Below are 20,217 nucleotides of genomic sequence, written 5' to 3'. Positions count from 1 at the left end.
GCAGGATCCGACGAGCCGGCCTAGGTGAGGCCGAGCGCCGGCATCGCGTAGTAGAAGACGAACACCGCCGACACGATGTACATGGCGACCGGGACCTCGCGGCCCCGGCCGGTCGCCAGCCGCAGGACGGCGAAGGTCACGAAGCCGATGCCGATGCCGTTGGTGATCGAGTAGGTGAAGGGCATCATCACCATGGCCAGGAAGGCCGGCACGGCGATGGTGAAGTCGTCCCAGTCGATGTCCCGGACCGAACCGGCCAGGATCAGGAAGCCGACCGCCACGAGGGCGGGGGTGGCGGCCTGGGAGGGGACCATCGTGGCGAGCGGGGTGAGGAACAGCGACACGGCGAAGAGGCCGCCGGTGACGATGTTCGCCAGGCCCGTCCGGGCGCCTTCGCCGACGCCCGCCGTGGACTCCACGAAGCAGGTGGTGGCCGAGGACGAGGTCGCGCCGCCCGAGGCGACGGCCAGGCCGTCGACGAACAGGACCCGGTTGATCCCGGGGAAGGTGCCGTCCGGCCGGGTCAGCTTGGCCTCGTCGCCGACGCCGAGGATGGTGCCCATGGCGTCGAAGAAGCAGGACAGCAGCACGGTGAAGACGAAGAGGACGCCGGTCAGCATCCCGACCTTGCCGAAGCCGCCGAACAGGCTGACCTGACCGACGAGCCCGAAGTCGGGCGCGGCCACCGGGTTGCCCGGCCATTCCGGGACGGTCAGGCCCCAGGCCGTGGCGGGGAGCCCGGCGATCAGCTGCACGCCGACGGCGGCGAGGGTCATGACGACGATGGAGATCAGGATCGCGCCGGGGGTCTTGCGGATGATCAGCGTCAGCGTCAGCAGCACGCCGATCACGAAGATCAGTACGGGCCAGCCGTGCAGGTGCCCGTTGCTGCCGAGCTGGAGCGGGACCGTGGTGTGCGCGAGGTCGGGCACGCGGGTGACGAAGCCCGAGTCGACCAGGCCGATCAGCATGATGAACAGGCCGATGCCGATCGCGATGCCCTTGCGCAGGCTGAGCGGGACGGCGTTCATGACCCGCTCGCGCAGGCCGGTGGCGACCAGCAGCATCACCACGAAGCCGGCCAGGACCACCATGCCCATGGCGTCGGGCCAGCTCATGCGCGGGGCGAGCTGGAGGGCGACCACGGTGTTGACGCCGAGGCCGGCGGCCAGCGCGATCGGGACGTTGCCGATGACCCCCATGAGGAGGGTGGAGAAGGCCGCCGTCAGGACGGTGGCGGTCACGAGCTGGCCGCCGTCGAGCTGGTTCCCGTACATGTCCTTCGCGCTGCCCAGGATGATCGGGTTCAGCACGATGATGTAGGCCATCGCGAAGAAGGTGGCGAAGCCGCCGCGGACCTCGCGGCCGATGCTCGAGCCGCGCTCGGAGATCTTGAAGTAGCGGTCCACGGGGGCCGACGTGCTCATACGGTCCTGGTCCTCATTGGTGGTTCATACGGCGAAAATGGGCCATTCGCAAACCGTTTCAGTATGAACACATGAACGAAGCGGCGTCTATCTCCGCGCGTAGACCTTGGGCCGGGCGGCCTAGACTGGTCCCCATGGCGAAATGGACTGCGCAGCACGAGGCCCCCGAGCCCCTTGAGGGCCCGGTCGTCGGGACCGTCCTGGGCGGCACGATCCTGTGGTTCGCCCTCTTCGTCGTCCAGCTCCCCTTCTACGGGTGGTTCGCCGACCGGGACCTGCTGTGGTGGGTCTGGACCTGCGCGGCCGGCGGCGTCCTCGGCCTGATCGGCCTCTGGTACGTCCGGGGCCGCGACGCCGCCCTCAAGCGCCACGCGGCCGCCGCGTCGGCCGCGCGGGACGAGGACGGCCCGCAAGCGACGGCCTAGCGTCCGCGGGGCCGGACCGGCCGGCCGGGACCCCAGGGGGTATCACCCCAGGGGGTACCAGGGGAGGATCCGGCTCATCCCGAAGTCGGATCTTCGGGCCCCTCGGCGGGTGAACGGTTGAATCGCCCTTTACCGTCGAAAGCATGACGCAGCGGGCGAGGATCGAAGCAGAGGGACCGGAGCCGGGCCCCGGTGGCGGCGGCGTGACCGCCGGGACCGCCATCGACGCGGGCGCCGAGCTCGATCCCGTCCACCCGGTCAAACCGCCGGCACGTCGGTTCAGGCCCGCCGGGCTGACCACCGCCGAGGTCGCCGAGCGCGTCGCGCGCGGCGACGTCAACGATGTCCCCGTCCGCAGCAGCCGCTCCACCACCGAGATCGTCCGCGGCAACGTCTTCACCCGGTTCAACGCGATCATCGGCGTGCTCTGGGCGATCATGCTCCTCGTCGCGCCGATCCAGGACAGCCTCTTCGGATTCGTGATCATCGCGAACACCGGCATCGGCATCATCCAGGAGATGCGGGCCAAGAAGACCCTCGACGGCCTCGCCGTCATCGGCGAGGCCAGACCCAGCGTCCGCCGCGACGGCAGGGCCGCCGAGATCTCCACCTCGGAGATCGTCCTCGACGACGTCATCGAACTCGGTCCCGGCGACAAGGTCGTCGTCGACGGCGCCGTCGGCGAGGCCGACGGCCTGGAGATCGACGAGTCCCTCCTGACCGGCGAGGCCGACCCCGTCCTGAAGAAGCCCGGCGACCCGGTCATGTCCGGTTCGTTCGTCGTCGCGGGCGGCGGCGCCTTCACCGCCACCAAGGTCGGCCGCGAGGCCTACGCCGCCCAGCTGGCCGAAGAGGCCTCCCGGTTCACGCTCGTCCAGTCCGAGCTGCGCTCCGGCATCTCCACCATCCTCAAGTACGTCACGTGGATGATGATCCCGACCTCCATCGGCCTCATCGTCAGCCAGCTGATCGTCAAGGACAACAACGTCAAGGACGCCGTCGCCCGGACCGTCGGCGGCATCGTCCCGATGATCCCCGAAGGCCTCGTCCTCCTCACCTCCGTCGCCTTCGCCATCGGAGTCATCCGGCTGGGCCGCAAGCAGTGCCTGGTCCAGGAGCTGCCCGCCATCGAGGGCCTCGCCCGCGTCGACATCGTCTGCCTCGACAAGACCGGCACCCTCACCGAGGGCGGCATGGACGTCACCGAGTGCCGGCCGCTCGGCGGCGCGGACGCCGCGTACGTCGAGAAGGTGCTCGGCGCCCTCGGCGAATCCGACCCCCGGCCCAACGCCAGCCTCCAGGCGATCATCGACGCCTACCCCGACAGCGCGGAATGGCGCTGCACCGAATCGCTGCCCTTCTCCTCCGCCCGCAAGTACAGCGGCGCCAGCTTCAGCGAGGGCGACGGCGAGAACAACACCTGGCTGCTCGGCGCCCCCGACGTGCTGCTCCCGGCCGGGGACCCGGCCCTGGAGGAGATCGACGAACTCAACGAGCGGGGCCTTCGGGTCCTCCTGCTGGGCCGGGCGGTGCGCGAACTCGACGACGCGGCCGTGGCCGCCGGCGTCAGGCCGACCGCCCTGATCGTCCTGGAGCAGCGGCTGCGCCCCGACGCCGCCGACACGCTGCGCTACTTCGCGGACCAGGACGTCAAGGCGAAGGTCATCTCCGGCGACAACGCGGTCTCGGTCGGCGCGGTCGCCGGCAAGCTCGGGCTGCCGGGCGCGCAGAACACCGTCGACGCCCGCTCGCTCCCCACCGATCAGGCCGCCATGGCCAAGGTCCTCGACGAGAACTCCGTCTTCGGCCGCGTCACGCCGCAGCAGAAGCGGGACATGGTCGCCGCCCTCCAGTCAGGGGGCCACACGGTCGCGATGACGGGCGACGGGGTCAACGACGTGCTCGCGCTCAAGGACGCCGACATCGGGGTGAGCATGGGCTCGGGCTCGGAGGCCACCCGCGCCGTGGCCCAGATCGTGCTGCTGAACAACAGCTTCTCCACCCTCCCCTCGGTGGTCGCCGAGGGCCGCCGCGTCATCGGCAACATCACCCGCGTCGCCACCCTCTTCCTCACGAAGACGGTCTACTCGGTGCTGCTGGCCGTCCTGGTGGTCTGCTCCCAGGTCGAGTACCCGTTCCTGCCGCGCCACCTGACGCTGCTGTCCACGCTGACCATCGGCATCCCGGCCTTCTTCCTGGCCCTGGCCCCGAACAAGGAGCGGGCCAGGCCCCACTTCGTGAAACGGGTGATGCGGTACGCGATCCCGGGCGGTGTGATCGCCGCCGTCGCCACCTTCGTGACGTACCTGGTCGCCCGGCACCACTACACCGGCCCGGACGCCCTCCAGGCCGAGACCAGCGCGGCGACGCTCACGCTGTTCCTGACCTCCATGTGGGTGCTGGCGATCATCGCCCGCCCGTACACGTGGTGGCGGGTCGGCCTGGTCGGCGCGATGGGCGGGGCCTTCCTGATCGTCCTGGTCGTGCCCTGGCTGCAGGACTTCTTCCAGCTCAAGCTGGTGGGCGCGGTGATGCCGTGGACCGCCGTGGGCATCGCCGCCGCCGCGGCCGTGCTGATCGAGTTCACCTTCCGCTGGGTGGGCCGCAAGTTCCCGGTGTAGGAGCCGCCGGCCGTCAGGCCGCCAGCGCGTGCTCCGTACGGGCCGCGACACGGGTGCGCAGCGCCAGGACGGCGGCCGCGGCGAGCAGGCCGGCGACGAGGGCGCCCCACCACAGCGTGCTCGCCCCCAGGCCGGTGTAGAGGGCGACGCCCAGGGTGAGGGCGGCGAAGCGGGCGACGCCCCAGGTCCAGGCGAAGGCGCCCTGGTAGCGGCCGCGGGCATCGGCGGGGGCCAGGTCGGCCACCACGGAGGCCGCGATACCGGCCACGGCCACCTCGCCGGCCGACCAGACGACCACCGAGACCGCGTACCCGGTGACGGAGTCCGCGAGCCCGGTCAGCGCCACCCCGGCGGCGATCAGCGCGCTGCCGGCCGCCTGCACCGGCAGCTGCGGCAGTCCCGCGAGCCGCGCCGTCACGAACGGCTGGAGCGCCACCACCAGCACGGCGTTGACCGCCGCGAGGGACCCGTACACGGCCGGCGAGAACCCGCTGTCGCGGACGGCCAGCGGCAGGGCGACCTCGGTCAGCGAGTACACGAACAGCTGGATCCCGAGCAGCGGGAGCAGGGCGAGCAGCAGCCGGTCCCGCAGGACGATCCCGTAGCCCAGGCGCACGCCCTCGGGCGGCACGGTGCGGGCGGGCTCGCGCAGCCGGGTCGCGACCACGGCCGCGTAGACGAGGGCCGTCCCGGCGTCGACGGCGAAGAGCAGCCAGTACCCCCGCGCGGCCAGGAAGCCGCCGAGCACTCCGGCGACGGCCGTGCCGATGTTGACGCCCCAGCCGAACAGCGCGTACGCGGGCCGGCGCCAGCCGGTGTCCACCGCGTCGGCCATCAGCGCGTAGGCGGCGGGCTGGACGGTCGCCCCGGCCGCGCTGAGCAGCAGGGCCGCCGCGGCCATCGTCCACACGCCGGGGGCCAGGAACAGCGCTCCCTGGGCGACGGCGGAGCCGAGGAGCCCGATCAGCATGGTCGGGCGGCGTCCGATCCGGTCGGCGAGCAGCCCGCCGAGCGCCGGGCCGAGCAGGTTTCCGGCGCCCAGGGCGCCCAGGACGAAGGAGATGTCGGATCCGGTGATGCCCCGGTCGGCCATCAGGAAGACCAGGAAGGGGGTGACGAGGTGCCCGAGCCGGTTGACGACCGTGCCGGCGAAGAGGGTCCACACGGTGGGCGGGAGACCGCGGAAGGAGGAGAACATGCGGGCAGCCTGCGCTCTGGCCACCCGTGGTCCGTATTGATTAAGCTCAGGCCGAATCCAATGGGCATACAGGGGAGGGCAGATGGAGTCGGGACTCACGTTCTCCGCCGCGGACCTGGCGCAGACGCGCTTCGCGGTGTCGCCGATGTGGGAGGTCGTCACCAGCTTCCGGCTGCTGAAGGACGAGGCCGATCCGCCGCTGCACCGCCGCTGGGCCGCGCAGGTGCGGCCCCGGCTGCTGCGCGCGGGCCTGCACCGGGGCTGGCTCGCCGCCCTGATCCCGGGCCACGGCTACCTCGCGGACTTCCTCAACCCGACCCCCGCCGGGCCGTTCCCGCAGCTCCCCGCCGAGCTGGCGGCGATCCGGCGCAGCAGCCCGGAGCAGGTGCGCTCCGATCTCGGCACCCTGGCGCTCAAGTCCTCGCCCTCGCCGCGGCTGCGGGTGCTCCACGAGGAGCCCGAAGCCGTGCTGGAGAAGGTCACCGCCGAGATCGAGACGTACTGGGAGCTCGCGCTCGCGCCCTACTGGCCGCGCATCAGCCAGGTCCTCGAGGCGGACGTGTTCCACCGTGCCCGGCAGGTCGCCGAGCACGGCTCCGCGCACGTACTGAACGAACTCCACTCCAGCGTCAGCTGGGACGCCGGAACCCTGCACATGGTCCGCCGGCAGTGCTCTCTGACCCGCGCCGAGGCCGGTTCCGGACTGCTGCTCGTGCCCTCGGCCTTCGCCTGGCCCCGCGTGCTGACCCGGTCCGTGGCCCCCGAGCCGCCGCAACTGGCCTATCCCGCCCGGGGCATCGGAACCCTGTGGGAGCCCCGGACCACCAAGGCCTCCGACGCGGTCGCCGCCGTACTGGGCCGCTCCCGGACCCTGCTCCTCGCCGAGCTGGACACCCCGGCCTCCACCACGCAACTGGCCCTCCACACGGGCCTGTCCGCCGCCGCGGTCTCCCAGCACCTCACGGCGCTGCGCGACGCCGGCCTGGTCACCGGCCACCGCGCCGGCCGCTCGGTCCTGTACGCCCGCACGGCCATCGCGGACGCGCTGCTGACGCCGGCGGGCGCCGGAGACCTTCCCTCAGTCGAACCAGCGGTCCCGGGCCAGTTCCGCCGTACGTGACGGGTCCTCCAGCAGGGCCGCCACCTCGAAGCGGCGCGGCCACTGGCCCGCCGACCAGGCGAGGGCCGCGGCCACACCCTCGAGGGTGGAGGCGTGCAGAGTGCCGTCGGGGGTGCGACGCCAGTCGAGCTCGGTGCCGCCCGCGAGCAGTTCCCCGTGCTCCAGGTAGCGGAGCGGGGTGGCGGGGCCGAGGAGCTGGAGGACGGATTCGGGGACCTCGTGCTCCTCGCCCTCCGTGGTGACCTCAGCCGGGACCGTCTCGGAGAGCCGGCGGACCTGGAACAGCTCGGCCAGCTCGGCGGCCCGGGAGGGGGCCACGGGCAGGAGCGGGAGTCCCGCCGTCAGGGGGAGCAGGTCGGGAGCGTCCGCGATCACCGCGTCCGCCGCGTCCACCACGACCACCTCGCCGTCGATCACCGCGCGCAGCTCGTCGGGCAGGGTGACCTGCTCGGGGTCCAGGTCTGCCAGTGCCCCGTACAGGGCGTGCAGTTGGCGGCCGCCGACCTCCCGCTCCGGGTCGGCGAGCCGGCCCAGGAGCTCGGCCGCGCCGCCGGGTTCGTCCAGCAGGGCGGGCACGGTGGTGCGTACGCCGAGTGCCCGCAGGACCTGCTCGTCCTCGAAGCCGGTGGCGTCCGCCGGGGTGTAGAGGCCCGCCAGCAGCGGATCGCCGCCCGCCGCGCGCAGGCCGGCCGGGCGGCGGCCGTCGAGGACCGGGTGGTCGCGCAGCCACCAGGCGGTGTACGGGCGCACGGAGCGGGTGGTCCCGTCCGGGAGCAGGATCCGCACGGGCTGGGTCAGGGCGTCGCGCAGCGGGGGCCGGGCGAGCATGGCCAGGGCTTGCGGCCAGCAGTCGTCGTCGACCAGGTCGAGGTCCCGTACGGCGATCAGCTCGGTGGCCACCGGCGGGACGGGGGTGTCGGGGAGCTGGTCCAGCACGTCCTCGCACCACACGTCGACCGCGTCGAGCAGGCCGGCGTCGTCGGGTTCGGCGAAGTCGCCGTCACGGGGTTCGAGTTCGTCCGGGTCCAGGACCACGTCGGTGGCGCGGACCAGCTGGAATTCGGCGAGGACACCGACGGCCGTGAGGGTCCGCGCGTCCCAGCGGGCCACCAGTTCGGCGTCCACGTACGGGATCTCGTCCTCGCGGATGACGGAGGCGAGCGGGGAACCGGGCAGCAGCAGTTCGCCGGCCGGGGTCGGCTCGCCGTCCTCGTCGGGCAGGGCGAGCGCGCCCAGCCACGGTTCGTCGCCGGGCGAGAGCTCGGCGCCCCGCACCAGTCCGAGGACGATGTCGGCCAGTTCGTCGGGATCGAGGGCGTCCTCGTCCCAGATCTCCCCGGCGTCCAGGGAGGCCGCGACGGCCGCCCGCACCTGCGGGGTGGTCAGGACGGCGCGGGCGGTCGCGGGGAGCGCGCCGAGCTTCTCCAGCAGCGGGTGCACCGCGTCCGGGTGGGCCACCTTCAGGCCGAGCCGGGCCAGGTCCTGCGGGGTGTCCGGGCCGGGGAGCATGATGTGCCGGGGGCCGATGGCGGTGCGTCCGTCGGCCAGCGGCACCGGCAGGCCGGAGAGCCGGTCCGGGTCGACGCCGGCGAGGCTGTCGTAGAGGCGGTGCCACCAGTCGGGGGTGCGTTCGATGCCCGCGATCCGCTCGATGGCCTCGCCCAGCGGCAGCCGGCCCACGCCCAGGGTGCGCAGCTCGGGGCGGCGCTCCAGCCCGGCCGGGAGCAGGGTCGGCAGCACCTCCGCGAGGACCCGTACGGTGTCGGCGCCCGCGCCCTCGACCACCTCGGCCTCGAACGGGCGCAGGGCGGCGCGTTCTTCGGGTTCGCCCTGTGCGGGCTCCTCGGGCGGGGCGGCGGGGGCGAGGAAGGCCGTCCGGGGCAGGCGCGTGAGGATGGCGCCGCGCAGGGCCCCGTCGAGTTCGCCCTTGCCGAGCTGTCCGGGTACGAGGTCCACGAGCGCGGTGCTCACCGGGTCCCAGGAGCCGAGCAGTTCGGCGTAGGCGTCCGCCGCGCGCTCCACCAGGAAGTCGGTCAGCGGTCCCGGCGCGGGGTGCCGGCGGGCGGTATCCAGCGGCAGGGTCGCGATGAGCAGCGCCGGGATGCCGAGGGGCTCGTCGGTCGGGGTCGGGGCGTGCACCACGCCCGCGGTGGCGGGCCGGACGGGGGCGCCCTCGGCGTCGACGGGCACGGACCAGGACACCGCCCAGGCGGGCCGCAGCCGTTCCTCGACGGGGCGGTCGGCGAGGAGCGCCTTCTCGATGGGTCCGCTGTGGCGGACGGTGCGCCAGCGCTTGGTGTCCGAGGCGGAGTCCGCGATGACGGTGTACGGGCCTTCGGTGTGGCGCGTCAGCGTCCGTACGCCTCCGGCGGGCGTGTCGACGACGACCTCGGCCAGTCCGGGCAGGGTCAGCAGGAGGGCGTCGTCGACGGCGGCGAGCAGCCGCTCGACCAGGTCCTCGGCGGCGGCGTCGCGCAGCGGGAGGACCACGACGGTGTCGTACGCGTCGGGGGCGGTGCCCTCCGCGGGCAACGGGAGGCGCAGCAGCGGGACATGGCCGTCGCGGCGGCGCAGTTCGTCGCCGAGTCCGGGGCTGCCGACGGCGGCGCCGCGAGCCAGTTCCCTGGCCTCGGCCAGGGACCAGCGGACCCCGCCGTGGCGGCCGAGGACGGCGGGCTCGTCGCAGACGGCCAGGACGGCGGCGAAGCCGACGCCGAAGCGGCCGACGCTGCCGGAGTCGTGGTCGCGCTTGGCGGAGGCGCGCAGGGTGGAGAGCGACTCCACGCCCGTGGCGTCCAGCGGGGCGCCGGTGTTGGCGACGGCGAGCAGCGCGTGCTCCCCGGCTTCGCCGGCGTGCAGGGTGAGCCGCAGCCGGCCGGGGACGCCGGCGCGGGCGGCCGCGTCGGCGGCGTTCTGCGCGAGCTCGACGACGAGCCGGTCGCGGTAGCCGCCGAGCGCCAGGTCCTCCTCGGCGTTGGCGTCCTCGCGGAAGCGGGCCGGGCCCGCCCCCCAGGCGTCGAGCACCCCGCGCCGCAGCCGGGCCGTGCCGAAGGGGTCGATGCCACCCTGGGCCGCCGTTACTCGCACGCTCACGCCGTTGCCTCCAAGCTGCCGTACCGCGCTCGCCGAATGCCGAATGCGGGGGTCATGAAGGTATCGCGTGCGGGCCGGGCCGCCCCCACGGGCCGGTCCGCGTCTCACGGTCCGGGCGCGTGGGGTGCGGGGGCCGGGCCCGGCCGGGGCGGAGGAACGGCGAAGCCCCCGGTGACGTCACCAGGGGCTTCGGAGCGTGTGGGTCAGCCGTCGGTCAGAGCTTCTCGATGACGAAGTCGATGCACGCGGTCAGCGCCTGCACGTCCGCCGGGTCGACCGCCGGGAACATCGCGATGCGGAGCTGGTTGCGGCCGAGCTTGCGGTAGGGCTCGGTGTCCACGATGCCGTTGGCGCGCAGCACCTTGGCGACCGCGGCCGCGTCGATGTCGTCGGAGAAGTCGATCGTGCCGATGACGGCCGAGCGCTTGGCGGCGTCCGCGACGAACGGGGTGGCGTACTTCGACGCCTCCGCCCAGCCGTACAGGTGGGCCGCGCTGGCCGACGTACGGCCCGTCGTGAACTCCAGGCCGCCCTGGCCGTTCATCCACTCCAGCTGCTCGTTCAGCAGGAAGAGGGTGGACAGCGCCGGGGTGTTGTACGTCTGGTTCTTCAGCGAGTTGTCGATCGCCGTCGGCAGCGAGAAGAACTCCGGGATGTGCCGGCCGGAGGCGTGCACGCGGGCCGCGCGCTCCAGGGCCGCCGGGGAGAACGCCGCCAGCCACAGACCGCCGTCGGAGGCGAAGGACTTCTGCGGGGCGAAGTAGTAGACGTCGGTCTCGGTGATGTCCACCGGCAGACCGCCCGCGCCCGAGGTCGCGTCCACCAGAACGAGCGCCCCTTCGTCGGCACCCGTGACGCGCTTGACCGGCGCCGCGACACCCGTCGAGGTCTCGTTGTGGGTGTACGCGTAGACGTCCACGCCCGCCTCCGCCACCGGATCCGGGTGGGTACCCGGCTCCGAGGAGATCACGGACGGCGCGTCCAGCCACGGCGCGGACTTCGCGGCCGAGGCGAACTTGGAGGAGAACTCGCCGAAGGTGAGGTGCTGCGACTTGCGCTCGATGAGACCGGCGGTCGCGATGTCCCAGAAGGCGGTGGAGCCGCCGTTGCCCAGGATCACCTCGTAGCCCTCGGGGAGGGAGAAGAGGTCCCGGAGGCCCTGGCGCACCGAGCCGACCAGGTTCTTGACCGGGGCCTGGCGGTGTGAGGTTCCGAGCAGGGAGGTACCGGTGGCGGCGAGGGCGTCCAGCGCCTCGGTCCGCACCTTGGAGGGGCCCGCGCCGAAGCGTCCGTCGGCGGGCTTGATGTCAGCGGGAATCTGGATCTCGGCCACAGGCGGAGCGTATCGGTTCCGGGTCCACGCCTTGGAGGCGCGTCCACCGGATGAGACGCGGGGGAGCGGTGGGAGGGTGTCGGTGTGACGGCACCCGGAGAACTCGAACGGACATTGCGGGCGAACCTGCGCGGCGAGGTCGACTTCGGCGCCGCCGCACGGGCCCTGACCACCATGGACGCCTCGAACTACCGCCGCGTCCCGGTCGGCGTGGTCGCCCCGTACGACGCGGCCGACGTGGCCGCCGCGCTCGCCGTGTGCGCCGAGGCGGGCGTACCGGTCGTCCCGCGCGGCGGCGGCACCTCCATCGCCGGACAGGCCACCGGCACCGGCGTGGTCCTGGACCTGACCCGCCACATGGACTCCCTCGTGTCCCTGGACCCGGCCGCCCGCACCGCCGTGGTCCAGCCCGGCCTGGTCCTCGACCGGCTCCGGGACGCGGCGCGCCCGCACGGGCTGACGTTCGGACCGGACCCCTCCACGCACTCCCGCTGCACGCTCGGCGGGATGATCGGCAACAACGCGTGCGGGGCCCATTCCGTGGCCTGGGGCACCACCGCCGACAACGTGGCGGAGCTCGCGGTGACGGCGTACGGGGGCACCGAGCACCGCCTCTCCACCGGCTGGGCGGGCGCTCCCGCGGGCCTGCGGGAGCTGGTCGAGGGGAACCTGGCGGTCCTGCGCACCGGCATGGCCGGCGGCTTCTCCCGCCGGATCTCGGGCTACGGCGGGCTGGACGCGCTGCTGCCCGAGCGGGGCGTCCAGACGGCCCGCGCGTTCTGCGGCGCCGAGGGCACCCTCGGCGTGGTCACCCGGGCGGTGGTGCGCCTGGTCGAGGCCCCGCGCGCGCCGGTGCTCGCGGTGCTCGGGTACGCCGACGAGAGCGCGGCGGCCGACGCGGCTGCGGGGCTGCTGCCGTACGGGCCCCTCACGGTGGAGGGCATGGCCGCCGACCTGGTGGGACCGGCGGCCGGCCGGCTGCCCCGCGGCGGCGCCTGGCTGTTCGTGGAGATGCGGGACGAGGGGGCCGCGCGGTCCCTCGTACGAGCCGCGGACGCGGTGGACGGCCTGCTGGTCACCGACCCCGCGGGGCAGCGGGCGCTGTGGCGGATCCGCGAGGACGCGGCGGGCACGGCCACCCGGATGCCGGGAGGCGGCATGGCCTGGCCGGGGTGGGAGGACTGCGCGGTCCCGCCCGCCCGGCTCGGCGCCTACCTGCGGGAATTCCGCGCGCTGCTGGCGCGGCACGGGCTGCGGGGGTCCCCGTACGGCCACTTCGGCGAGGGCTGCGTGCACGTGCGCATCGACTTCGACCTGGTGAGCGCGCCGGGCGTGGCGCGCTTCCGCGCCTTCTCCGGCGAATTGGCCGATCTGGTGGTCGCGCACGGCGGTTCCCTGTCGGGGGAGCACGGGGACGGACAGGCGCGGGCGGAGCTGCTGCCGCGCATGTACGAGCCCGCGGTCATCTCCCTCTTCGAGGCCTACAAGGGGATCTGGGACCCGTCGGGCGGCATGAACCCGGGCATGCTCGTCCGCCCGGCCCGCCTGGACGAGCACCTCCGCTTCGCCGTCCTTCCGGCCTCGCCCTTCGCGCAGGAGGTCGCGCGCTGCGTCGGGGTCGCCAAGTGCCGGTCGGAGGACGCCGGGGGCCCGGGGGTGATGTGCCCGTCGTACCGGGTCACGGGGGAGGAGCGGCACTCCACGCGGGGACGGGCCCGGCTGCTGCACGAGATGCTCGCCGGAGAGGTCGTGACGGACGGCTGGCGCTCGGCGGAGGTCGCCGAGGCGCTCGATCTGTGCCTGGGCTGCAAGGGCTGTCTCAGCGACTGCCCGGTGGGCGTGGACATGGCCTCGTACAAGGCGGAGTTCCTCCACCGGCACTGGTCCGGGCGGCTGCGGCCGTTCGCCCACTACGCGCTGGGCGGGCTGCCGGCATGGCTGCGGGTGATCGCCGCGCTGCGGCTGGCCCGCGCGGCGAACCGGGTGTCCCGCTTCCTGCGCATCCCGGGCCTGGAGCGGGCCAGGCCGCTGCCCGCGCTCGCGGTCGAACCCTTCAGCCGGTGGTGGGGCCGCGCCGCCGGGCCCGGGCGGGGCCCGGGCGTCACGCTGTGGCCGGACACCTTCACGCAGTACCTGGCCCCCGAGGCCGGAAGGGCGGCGGTGCGGGTCCTGCGCGCCGCCGGCCTGGACCCCGCCCCGCCCGCGGGCCCCGTCTGCTGCGGCCTGACGTACGTCTCCACCGGCCGCCTGGACCGCGCCCGCACGGTCCTGCGTCGCACCCTCGACGCCGTGGGCGACCCGCGGGGACCCGTCACCGTCCTCGAACCGAGCTGCGCGGCGGCGCTGCGCACCGACCTTCCCGTCCTCCTCCCGGAGGACCCCCGCGCGCACCGCCTCGCCGCCGCCGTCCGGACCTTCGCCGAGACCCTCGAGGAGTACGCCCCGCACTGGCAGCCGCCCCGCCTGGACCGGCCGGTCGCCGGGCAGACGCACTGCCACCAGCACGCCGTCCTCGGCGACGCCGCCGACCGACGGCTCCGCGAGCGCGCCGGCCTCACCGGCGACCTCAGCGGCGGCTGCTGCGGCCTGGCGGGGAACTTCGGCTTCGAGCCGGGCCACCACGCGGTCTCCGTGGCCTGCGCCGAGGAACAACTGCTGCCGTCGCTGCGCGCCGCCGTCCCCGGGACCGAGGTCCTGGCGGACGGGTTCTCCTGCCGGACCCAGATCGCCCAGCTCTCGGGCGGCCGGGGCCGCCACCTGGCGGAGGTGCTGGCGGAAGCCCTGCCCGAGACGCCACCCACCCCGATGTAAGGCAAAACACGCAAGCACGGTCCTTACGGACCCCCTAATCTGGATAAATGCCCGTACCTACCTCACCCGCCTCCCCGACCCGCCCCACCTCCGCCCCCGGCCCGAGCCCGTCCACCGCCGGATCCAGTCCTCCGGCGGACGCCCCCGGGCTCCCGCCCGTGGACGGCTCGCCGCGGGCCCGGTTCGGACCCGTCGCGCTGGTGGTGACGGCCGGCGTCTCGGTGCAGTTCGGTGCGGCCCTGGCCGTCATGATCATGCCGAGGGCGGGCGCGGCGGGCGTGGTCACCCTGCGGCTCGCCGCGGCCGCGCTCGTGCTGCTGCTCCTGTGCCGGCCCAAGGTGCGCGGGTACTCCCGCGCCGACTGGACCACGGTGATGTGGTTCGGCGTGACCCTGGCGGGCATGAACGGGCTCTTCTACCAGGCCATCGACCGCATCCCGCTCGGCCCCGCCGTCACGCTGGAGGTGCTGGGTCCGCTGGTGCTGTCCGTCGTCGTGTCCCGCCGCCTGATGAACCTGCTGTGGGCCGGGCTGGCCCTGGCCGGCGTGGTCCTGCTCTCCACCCACGGCGGAGGCGGCTTCGGCGGACTCGACCCGCTGGGCGCGGCGTACGCGCTCGGCGCCGGCGTCATGTGGGCGGCGTACATCGTGTTCAGCGCGCGGACCGGCCGGCGGTTCCCGCAGGCGGACGGGCTGGCGCTGGCGATGGGCGTGGCGGCCGTGCTCTCGCTGCCGCTCGGCGTGATCGAGGCGGGCTCGGCGCTCCTCCTGCCCAGCACCCTGGCCCTCGGCCTGGGCGTCGCGGTCCTGTCCTCGGTCCTGCCCTACACGCTGGAACTGCTGGCCCTGCGCCGGCTGCCGGCGCCGACGTTCGCGATCCTGATGAGCCTGGAGCCGGCGATCGCGGCGACCGCGGGCTTCCTCGTACTGAACCAGGCGCTGTCGGCGCTGGACGCGGCGGCCATCGCGCTGGTCATCGCGGCGAGCATGGGCGCGGTCCGCTCCCAGACGCGCCGTGCCCGGCCGCGCGGTAACGGTACGTCGGCCTGATCCGGCGAGCGGCCCCGGCGCGGGGCCGGGCCGGGGGAGCCGGGGTCCGCGGGAGCCGGGGTCAGGTCGCCACGCGGTCCAGGGCGGGCAGGAACTGGTCGTAGAAGCCCGTCTTGAGCTGGAGCGTGCGCTCCTCCGTCTCCTTGAAGCGGTCCGTCGTCCCCTCGCTGGCGAGGAGTTCGATCACGCGCGTGGCCAGCCGGTCGGAGTGGGTGCCGGACAGCAGGGACACCGTCGCGAGGGAGTGCGTCTTCGCGTCGTGGACGAGGTGCGGGTGTTGAAGTGCTCTCCCGGTTGAAGCCGGGAGATTCCTGCTTACCTTGCGGTAGCGGGCTTGACGCGCTTGGCGCGCCTGACGACTGCCCTCCCGGCAGCCGGGATGAGCGCGTGGCCCATCCGGTACAGGTGCAAGACGTTGCGGGCCGCGTTCCAGTCGGCGTTGCCCGACCAGCCGCAGTCCGGGTTCTTGCACACGAACACGGCCTGGGACTCCCGGCTCCCGGGGGTGATGAAGCCGCAGGCGGAGCATCGCCGGGAAGTATGGGGGGCCGGGACCTTGTGCAGGGTGCCGCCGTGCCGGGCGGTCTTGTACGTCAGCATGGTGACCGTCCGGCCCCACGCCTCCCCGCTGATCGCCCGGTTCAGTCCGGACTTCTGGGCGACGTTGCTGCCCGGCTGGTCCACGGTCCCCCTGGCGGACTTGACCATGTTGGTGATGGTGAGTGCTTCGACCACGACGGTGCCGTAGGTGCGGGCGATGGTGGTGGTCGTCTGATGCTGCCAGTCCAGGGCCCTGCGCTTGGCTTTCGCGCGGAGTCCTGCGATCTGGTCGTAGGTGTGGTGCAGCCGACGGCTGGTGCGCTCGCCGGGCTTGCGGTGTGCCTTGCGCCGCGCGGCACGCTGCTCCAGTTTCAGGAGCTTGGACTTCTCCCTCTCGGTCAGCCACTCGTCGTGCTCGTACGTCTCACCGTCGGAGAGGGCGACGGGCACCTGACGCCCACGTCGATGCCGACCTCCGGGCCAGGGTGGGGCCCGGGCCGGATCTCCAAGGTCTGGACGCGGAAGGCGATGTGCCAGCCGAGCGCGTCCTTGACCAGCCGCGCCCCGGTAATCCGGTTCTCCACGTTGGCACGTTTGCCGACCGGGAGGTCTTTGGTCCGCCGGAAGCGGACCCGGCCGATCTTCGGCAAATTGGCCATGCCCCAGCGGCGGTGGACGCGGACGATGTTCAGGTCCCGGCCCTGCGGGACGTCCACAGACATGGCGGTGCGGAACCGGCCCTTGAAGTTCGGGGCGTCGGCACGGCCGTCCCAGCAGTTCTTCCACGCCTGGAAGTACGTTTTCAGTACCGCTTGCGCAGCCTGCGCGGGAAGGACAGCGAGAAAGTCGATGTCCTCGCGGGCCTGCCGGATCGCGGCATCCGCGTGTCCCAGCGTCCGTTTTTCCTTCGGCATCATCCGCCACCACGCGTGCAGCAGGTTCCACAGGGTGCGGGCCGCGTGCGCCTGACCATCAGCCTTCAACACCCCGGCAGGCGACAGCGAAAGCCGGGCACGATGCCCGAACTGCCGCTTGACCAGGGTGTCTTGACTCACAATCGAGAAATCTAGCATTGGTTTATGTCACCGCGCTGGAACCCTCATCCGAATGTCAGAACCGGTCGCCATGTTGTCTGCAACCTGCACGTTCACTTGGTTTTCGTCACCAAGTACAGGCGGAAGGCGTTCACCGATGCCATGCCGACCCGCACCGAAGAGATCATGCGGGAGGTCTGCGCCGACTTCGAGGCCGAGCTGAAACAGTTCAACGGCGAACAGGACCACGTACACCTGCTCGTGCACTACCCGCCGAAAGTCCAGCTCTCCAAGCTGGTCAACTCCCTCAAGGGCGTCAGGAGTACGACACCCACGTCCGCCGGTACCTGTGGGGCGGACACTTCCGGTCCGGCTCCTACTTCGCCGGATCATGCGGCGGCGCACCCCTGACCGCCGTCAAGCAGTACATCGAAAACCAGCAGCGCCCCCTCTGACCGTCACCCCACAGGCGCAGAGCACTCCGGCGCTCCGCGCCTCCGGGCCAAGGATGGCCCTCACCCCCGCCCTGAAGGACTCTGCTGAGGAAGGCGTGATTCGAGCAGGGCTGGGTCGTTGGTCCTCCATGGTCGCTGTGGTCGTGGTCGGGAGGGCCGAGAGGATGTCGCTGGAACCGCGGGTGGATCAGGGGGTGCCTGAGCTGACGGCCCGGGTGGTGCGGGCGGCCTTTCCCAAGGGGACGCTGGCGGTGCGGATCCGGGAGGCGTTGGGCCCGCTGTTTGAGGACGAGGCGTTCGCCGGGGCGTTTGCCGTCCGGGGCCGTCCGGCTGTCTCGCCGGGGGCGTGGGCGTTGGTATCGGTGTTGCAGTATGCGGAGGGGCTGACCGATCGGCAGGCCGCTGACCAGGTGCGGGCCCGGATGGACTGGAAGTTGCTCCTCGGCCTGGAGCTGGATGATCCCGGGTTCGATGCCTCTGTGCTGAGCCTGTTCCGTTCCCGTCTCATTGAGCACGGAGTGGAACAGACGACGCTGGAGGGGGTGCTGGAACGCTTGCGCGGGCTGGGCCTGCTCAAGGCCGGTGGCCGACAGCGGACCGATTCCACGCACGTGCTGGCGGCGGTGCGGACGCTGAACCGGATGGAATTCGTCGGCGAGACACTGCGGGCCGCGCTGGAGGCGCTGGCGGTCGCGGCCCCGACCTGGCTGTCCGGCCTGAACACACCCGAGTGGGCCGAGCGCTATGGGCCACGCGTGGACGACTACCGCTTCCCCAAGGGTGGAGAGGTCCGTGAACAGTGGTCCCAGCAGGTTGGACGAGACGGGTTCTTCCTGCTGGAAGCAGTCCACGCTCCTGAGGCTCCGGGCTGGCTGCGCGAGATCGAGGCGGTGCAGGTCCTGCGGGTCTCCTGGGTCCAGCAGTATCACCGCGACGAGAAGGGGGTGCGCTGGCGGGAGGGCAAGGACCTCCCGCCGGTTCATCACCGGTTGTGCTCGCCCTATGACACCGATGCCCGTTACGGGATCAAGCGCGGCTCGGGCTGGACCGGCAACTGGGAGGATGAGAGCGCCGTCTGCTCGACAGGGCACCACAGCTTCGAGTGGTGGGAACAGAAACACCACCGCAACGGCACCCCCGTGCTCAAGGTGTTCTTCTCCGCCGAACACTGCCGCCCCTGCCCGAAGCAGGCCCTGTGCACCAAGCCACCGTCCGGGCGCCGGGGCAGAGGCATCACCTTCCTGCCCCGCGAACGCCACGAAGCCCTCGAAGCCGTCCGCCGAGTCCAGGACACTGACGAGTGGAAAGCCCGCTACGCAATCCGGGCGGGGGTCGAAGGCACGATCTCCCAGGCCGTACGCGTCACCGCACTCCGCCGCACCCGCTACCGCGATCTGCCCACGACCCGCCTGGGCCACGTCTTCACCGCCACCGCACTCAACCTCATCCGCATCGACCGATGGCTGACCGGCACCCCACTCGGCGGCACCCGCACCTCCCGCCTCGAAGCCCTGATGCTCGCGGCCTGACGACCCGAATCACGCCTTCCTCAGCAGAGTCCTGAAGGGCGGAGCACTGGCCAAGATCAGAGGTAGAAGCGCGAACGGTTGCGGCCCCCGCGCGTGAACGACGGCCCCATCCGCTCCCAGAGCCGTCCGTACTCGACGGACACCAGGACCTCGCCCCAGAACCGCGGCACGGTCAGCAGCCTTAGGTCCGCGTCCTCGTGGCCGCCCGCGTCGGCGATCAGCCCGAGGGAGTCGGTGACGGCGCGCATCGTCGCGGCCGTCGGCCGCGACGCCACCAGGTCTTCCCTGGACACCCCGAGCTGGAAGCTCAGTTCCAGACGATGTCGCCGTCCGTCCGCGGTGTCACGTCCGCGTGCTGGACGTTCGCCTCGACACGGACCGATTCCGCCGGCCGCTCCGAGGGCGAGACCCAGGGCGAGGGGCCGATGCCGGCGCCGGCACCCGAACCGGCACCCGGGCCGGAACCCGAACCCGCGGATTCCCCGTCCGGGAAGTCCTGGCCCCAGCCGCTCGCCACGGTCACGCCCAGCGCGATGGTGCTCAGCGCGGCTGCGGCGAAGTACATCCGAGGAGGCGTCATGCGCGGAGCATCCCAGGCCGCCGCGGGCGGAGGGAAGGCCTCGGTCGACTCCTTCTGCGACCGTTTCGCTTCCCGGCCCGGCCGCGTCCCCGGCCGCCTCGGGCGCAGCCTCGGCGGACCGGCCCCCGCACCTGGCCGCCTGGCCCCCGCATCCGGCCGCGACGGCGGCCGCCGCGCCGAGCTCCGGGCGCTGCGGGCCGTCCCTCAGAGGAGCTCGAGCACCGGGGCCAGCCCGTCCGGCCGCCGGTCGGCCGGAAGGTGGTCGACGAACCGGACCGGGCATCCGAGGGCGGCGGCCCCCGCGTCCGCGACGCGGTCGTCGCCGACCATGAGGACGTCGGCGGGCGCCAGTCCGAGCGCCTCGCAGGCGGCCTCGAAGAGCCCCGGATCCGGTTTCTGGACCCCGTGCTCGAAGGACAGCAGGTAGGCGTCGACGAGGTGGCCGACGCCGTGGGCGGCGAAGACCGGGCGCAGGTCCCAGCCGATGTTGCTGACGACGGCGACCGGGACGCCCCGCTCGCGCAGCGCGGTGAGCGTGCGTGCGGTGTCGGGGTAGGGCCGCCAGGCCGCCGCAGTGAGGTGGCGGTCGTACAGCGCGTCCGCCAGCTCCGGCGAGGGCAGGGCGGCCTCGCGGGCGAGGGCCGTGTAGACGGCGCGGTGCTGCTCGGCGCCCAGATCACGCTCCCGCCACGGCGCGGCCAGGTGGGGCGGCAGCTGCCGGGGACTCGCCCCGCCGGGCAGGGCGCCGGCCTCCTCCAGTCGTGCCGCGCATTCCAGGAGTTCGTCCTCGGCCATGTCGACCCCGGTCTCCGCCACCACCGCGCGCAGCCAGTCCTCGGTGGGTTCGACGCGGAAGAGGGTGCCGGAGAAGTCGAACATCACGCCCTTGATCATGGCGTCGATCCTCGCCCCGCGGGCGGCCGCCCGCAAGCCCCCCCCCGGCGGCGCGGAGCGGGATCCCCTCCTCAAGATCGGTCTGTGCGGCTCCAGTTGGCGGAGATC

The 20,217-nt window shown here is 73.0% G+C and carries 14 protein-coding genes and 2 pseudogenes; 7 read left to right on the top strand and 9 right to left on the bottom strand.

Annotated features, from left to right (window positions below; all coding sequences use genetic code 11):
- Positions 1-20: 20 nt before the first annotated feature.
- Complete coding sequence (locus ABZY44_RS06560) at positions 21-1,427, bottom strand: NCS2 family permease (RefSeq protein ID WP_356650543.1); 1,407 nt, start codon at positions 1,425-1,427, stop codon at positions 21-23.
- Between the two features lie 134 nt (positions 1,428-1,561).
- Here ABZY44_RS06560 and ABZY44_RS06555 point away from each other — a divergent pair, with 134 nt between their 5' ends.
- Complete coding sequence (locus tag ABZY44_RS06555) at positions 1,562-1,852, top strand: DUF2530 domain-containing protein (RefSeq protein WP_356650541.1); 291 nt, start codon at positions 1,562-1,564, stop codon at positions 1,850-1,852.
- A gap of 143 nt (positions 1,853-1,995) precedes the next feature.
- Positions 1,996-4,473, top strand: a complete 2,478-nt coding sequence (locus ABZY44_RS06550; protein WP_356650539.1) for an HAD-IC family P-type ATPase — start codon at positions 1,996-1,998, stop codon at positions 4,471-4,473.
- Between the two features lie 13 nt (positions 4,474-4,486).
- Here the strand turns inward: ABZY44_RS06550 and ABZY44_RS06545 are convergent, their stop codons facing one another.
- Positions 4,487-5,671 (bottom strand): MFS transporter, encoded by a 1,185-nt coding sequence (locus tag ABZY44_RS06545; protein WP_356650537.1) that lies wholly within the window; start codon positions 5,669-5,671, stop codon positions 4,487-4,489.
- A gap of 82 nt (positions 5,672-5,753) precedes the next feature.
- Here ABZY44_RS06545 and ABZY44_RS06540 point away from each other — a divergent pair, with 82 nt between their 5' ends.
- A complete protein-coding gene (locus tag ABZY44_RS06540) occupies positions 5,754-6,791 on the top strand; it encodes a DUF5937 family protein (protein ID WP_356650535.1) in 1,038 nt (345 codons plus the stop codon).
- Here ABZY44_RS06540 and ABZY44_RS06535 read toward each other — a convergent pair.
- A complete protein-coding gene (locus tag ABZY44_RS06535) occupies positions 6,750-9,884 on the bottom strand; it encodes a molecular chaperone Hsp90 (RefSeq protein ID WP_356650533.1) in 3,135 nt (1,044 codons plus the stop codon). The genes ABZY44_RS06540 and ABZY44_RS06535 overlap by 42 nt on opposite strands.
- Positions 9,885-10,098: 214 nt before the next feature.
- On the bottom strand, positions 10,099-11,217 hold the full coding sequence (gene serC / locus ABZY44_RS06530) for a phosphoserine transaminase (protein WP_356650531.1): 1,119 nt from the start codon (positions 11,215-11,217) through the stop codon (positions 10,099-10,101).
- Positions 11,218-11,301: 84 nt separating this feature from the next.
- Here serC and ABZY44_RS06525 point away from each other — a divergent pair, with 84 nt between their 5' ends.
- Both ABZY44_RS06525 and ABZY44_RS06520 read left to right on the top strand, forming a co-directional pair.
- Complete coding sequence (locus tag ABZY44_RS06525) at positions 11,302-14,028, top strand: FAD-binding and (Fe-S)-binding domain-containing protein (RefSeq protein WP_356650529.1); 2,727 nt, start codon at positions 11,302-11,304, stop codon at positions 14,026-14,028.
- Positions 14,029-14,075: 47 nt separating this feature from the next.
- Positions 14,076-15,077: an EamA family transporter gene (locus tag ABZY44_RS06520; protein WP_356650527.1), complete on the top strand. Its 1,002-nt coding sequence runs from the start codon at positions 14,076-14,078 to the stop codon at positions 15,075-15,077.
- Between the two features lie 61 nt (positions 15,078-15,138).
- Here the strand turns inward: ABZY44_RS06520 and ABZY44_RS06515 are convergent, their stop codons facing one another.
- On the bottom strand, positions 15,139-15,309 hold the full coding sequence (locus ABZY44_RS06515) for a hypothetical protein (RefSeq protein ID WP_356650525.1): 171 nt from the start codon (positions 15,307-15,309) through the stop codon (positions 15,139-15,141).
- An 83-nt stretch (positions 15,310-15,392) separates the two neighbouring features.
- Positions 15,393-16,672 (bottom strand): annotated as a pseudogene (locus ABZY44_RS06510) (transposase).
- A gap of 24 nt (positions 16,673-16,696) precedes the next feature.
- Here ABZY44_RS06510 and tnpA point away from each other — a divergent pair.
- Positions 16,697-17,106, top strand: a pseudogene (gene tnpA / locus ABZY44_RS06505) (IS200/IS605 family transposase).
- Between the two features lie 164 nt (positions 17,107-17,270).
- Positions 17,271-18,635, top strand: coding sequence for a transposase (locus ABZY44_RS06500; protein ID WP_356650523.1), 1,365 nt, complete (start codon positions 17,271-17,273; stop codon positions 18,633-18,635).
- A 56-nt stretch (positions 18,636-18,691) separates the two neighbouring features.
- Here the strand turns inward: ABZY44_RS06500 and ABZY44_RS06495 are convergent, their stop codons facing one another.
- The 3 genes from ABZY44_RS06495 to ABZY44_RS06485 form a co-directional block, all read right to left on the bottom strand.
- Positions 18,692-18,910 (bottom strand): hypothetical protein, encoded by a 219-nt coding sequence (locus ABZY44_RS06495; RefSeq protein ID WP_356650521.1) that lies wholly within the window; start codon positions 18,908-18,910, stop codon positions 18,692-18,694.
- Between the two features lie 32 nt (positions 18,911-18,942).
- A complete protein-coding gene (locus ABZY44_RS06490; protein ID WP_356650519.1) occupies positions 18,943-19,215 on the bottom strand; it encodes a hypothetical protein in 273 nt (90 codons plus the stop codon).
- Between the two features lie 204 nt (positions 19,216-19,419).
- The gene (locus tag ABZY44_RS06485; RefSeq protein ID WP_356650517.1) at positions 19,420-20,109 is read right to left on the bottom strand and encodes an HAD-IA family hydrolase; all 690 of its coding nucleotides are present in this window, start codon (positions 20,107-20,109) and stop codon (positions 19,420-19,422) included.
- Between the last annotated feature and the right edge of the window lie 108 nt (positions 20,110-20,217).

Source organism: Streptomyces sp. NPDC006544 (genome assembly GCF_040611715.1).
Taxonomy (GTDB): Bacteria; Actinomycetota; Actinomycetes; order Streptomycetales; family Streptomycetaceae; genus Streptomyces.
The sequence above is the reverse complement of the archived record's forward strand: the minus strand, read 5'-3'. Positions and strand labels throughout refer to the sequence as shown.

What these genes read in the sequence shown, in the direction of transcription:
- ABZY44_RS06560 (WP_356650543.1), bottom strand. Translation starts at nt 1,427, where the DNA reads ATGAGCACGTCGGCCCCCGTGGACCGCTACTTCAAGATCTCCGAGCGC.
- ABZY44_RS06555 (WP_356650541.1), top strand. Translation starts at nt 1,562, where the DNA reads ATGGCGAAATGGACTGCGCAGCACGAGGCCCCCGAGCCCCTTGAGGGC.
- ABZY44_RS06550 (WP_356650539.1), top strand. Translation starts at nt 1,996, where the DNA reads ATGACGCAGCGGGCGAGGATCGAAGCAGAGGGACCGGAGCCGGGCCCC.
- ABZY44_RS06545 (WP_356650537.1), bottom strand. Translation starts at nt 5,671, where the DNA reads ATGTTCTCCTCCTTCCGCGGTCTCCCGCCCACCGTGTGGACCCTCTTC.
- ABZY44_RS06540 (WP_356650535.1), top strand. Translation starts at nt 5,754, where the DNA reads ATGGAGTCGGGACTCACGTTCTCCGCCGCGGACCTGGCGCAGACGCGC.
- ABZY44_RS06520 (WP_356650527.1), top strand. Translation starts at nt 14,076, where the DNA reads ATGCCCGTACCTACCTCACCCGCCTCCCCGACCCGCCCCACCTCCGCC.
- ABZY44_RS06500 (WP_356650523.1), top strand. Translation starts at nt 17,271, where the DNA reads ATGTCGCTGGAACCGCGGGTGGATCAGGGGGTGCCTGAGCTGACGGCC.
- ABZY44_RS06490 (WP_356650519.1), bottom strand. Translation starts at nt 19,215, where the DNA reads ATGACGCCTCCTCGGATGTACTTCGCCGCAGCCGCGCTGAGCACCATC.
- ABZY44_RS06485 (WP_356650517.1), bottom strand. Translation starts at nt 20,109, where the DNA reads ATGATCAAGGGCGTGATGTTCGACTTCTCCGGCACCCTCTTCCGCGTC.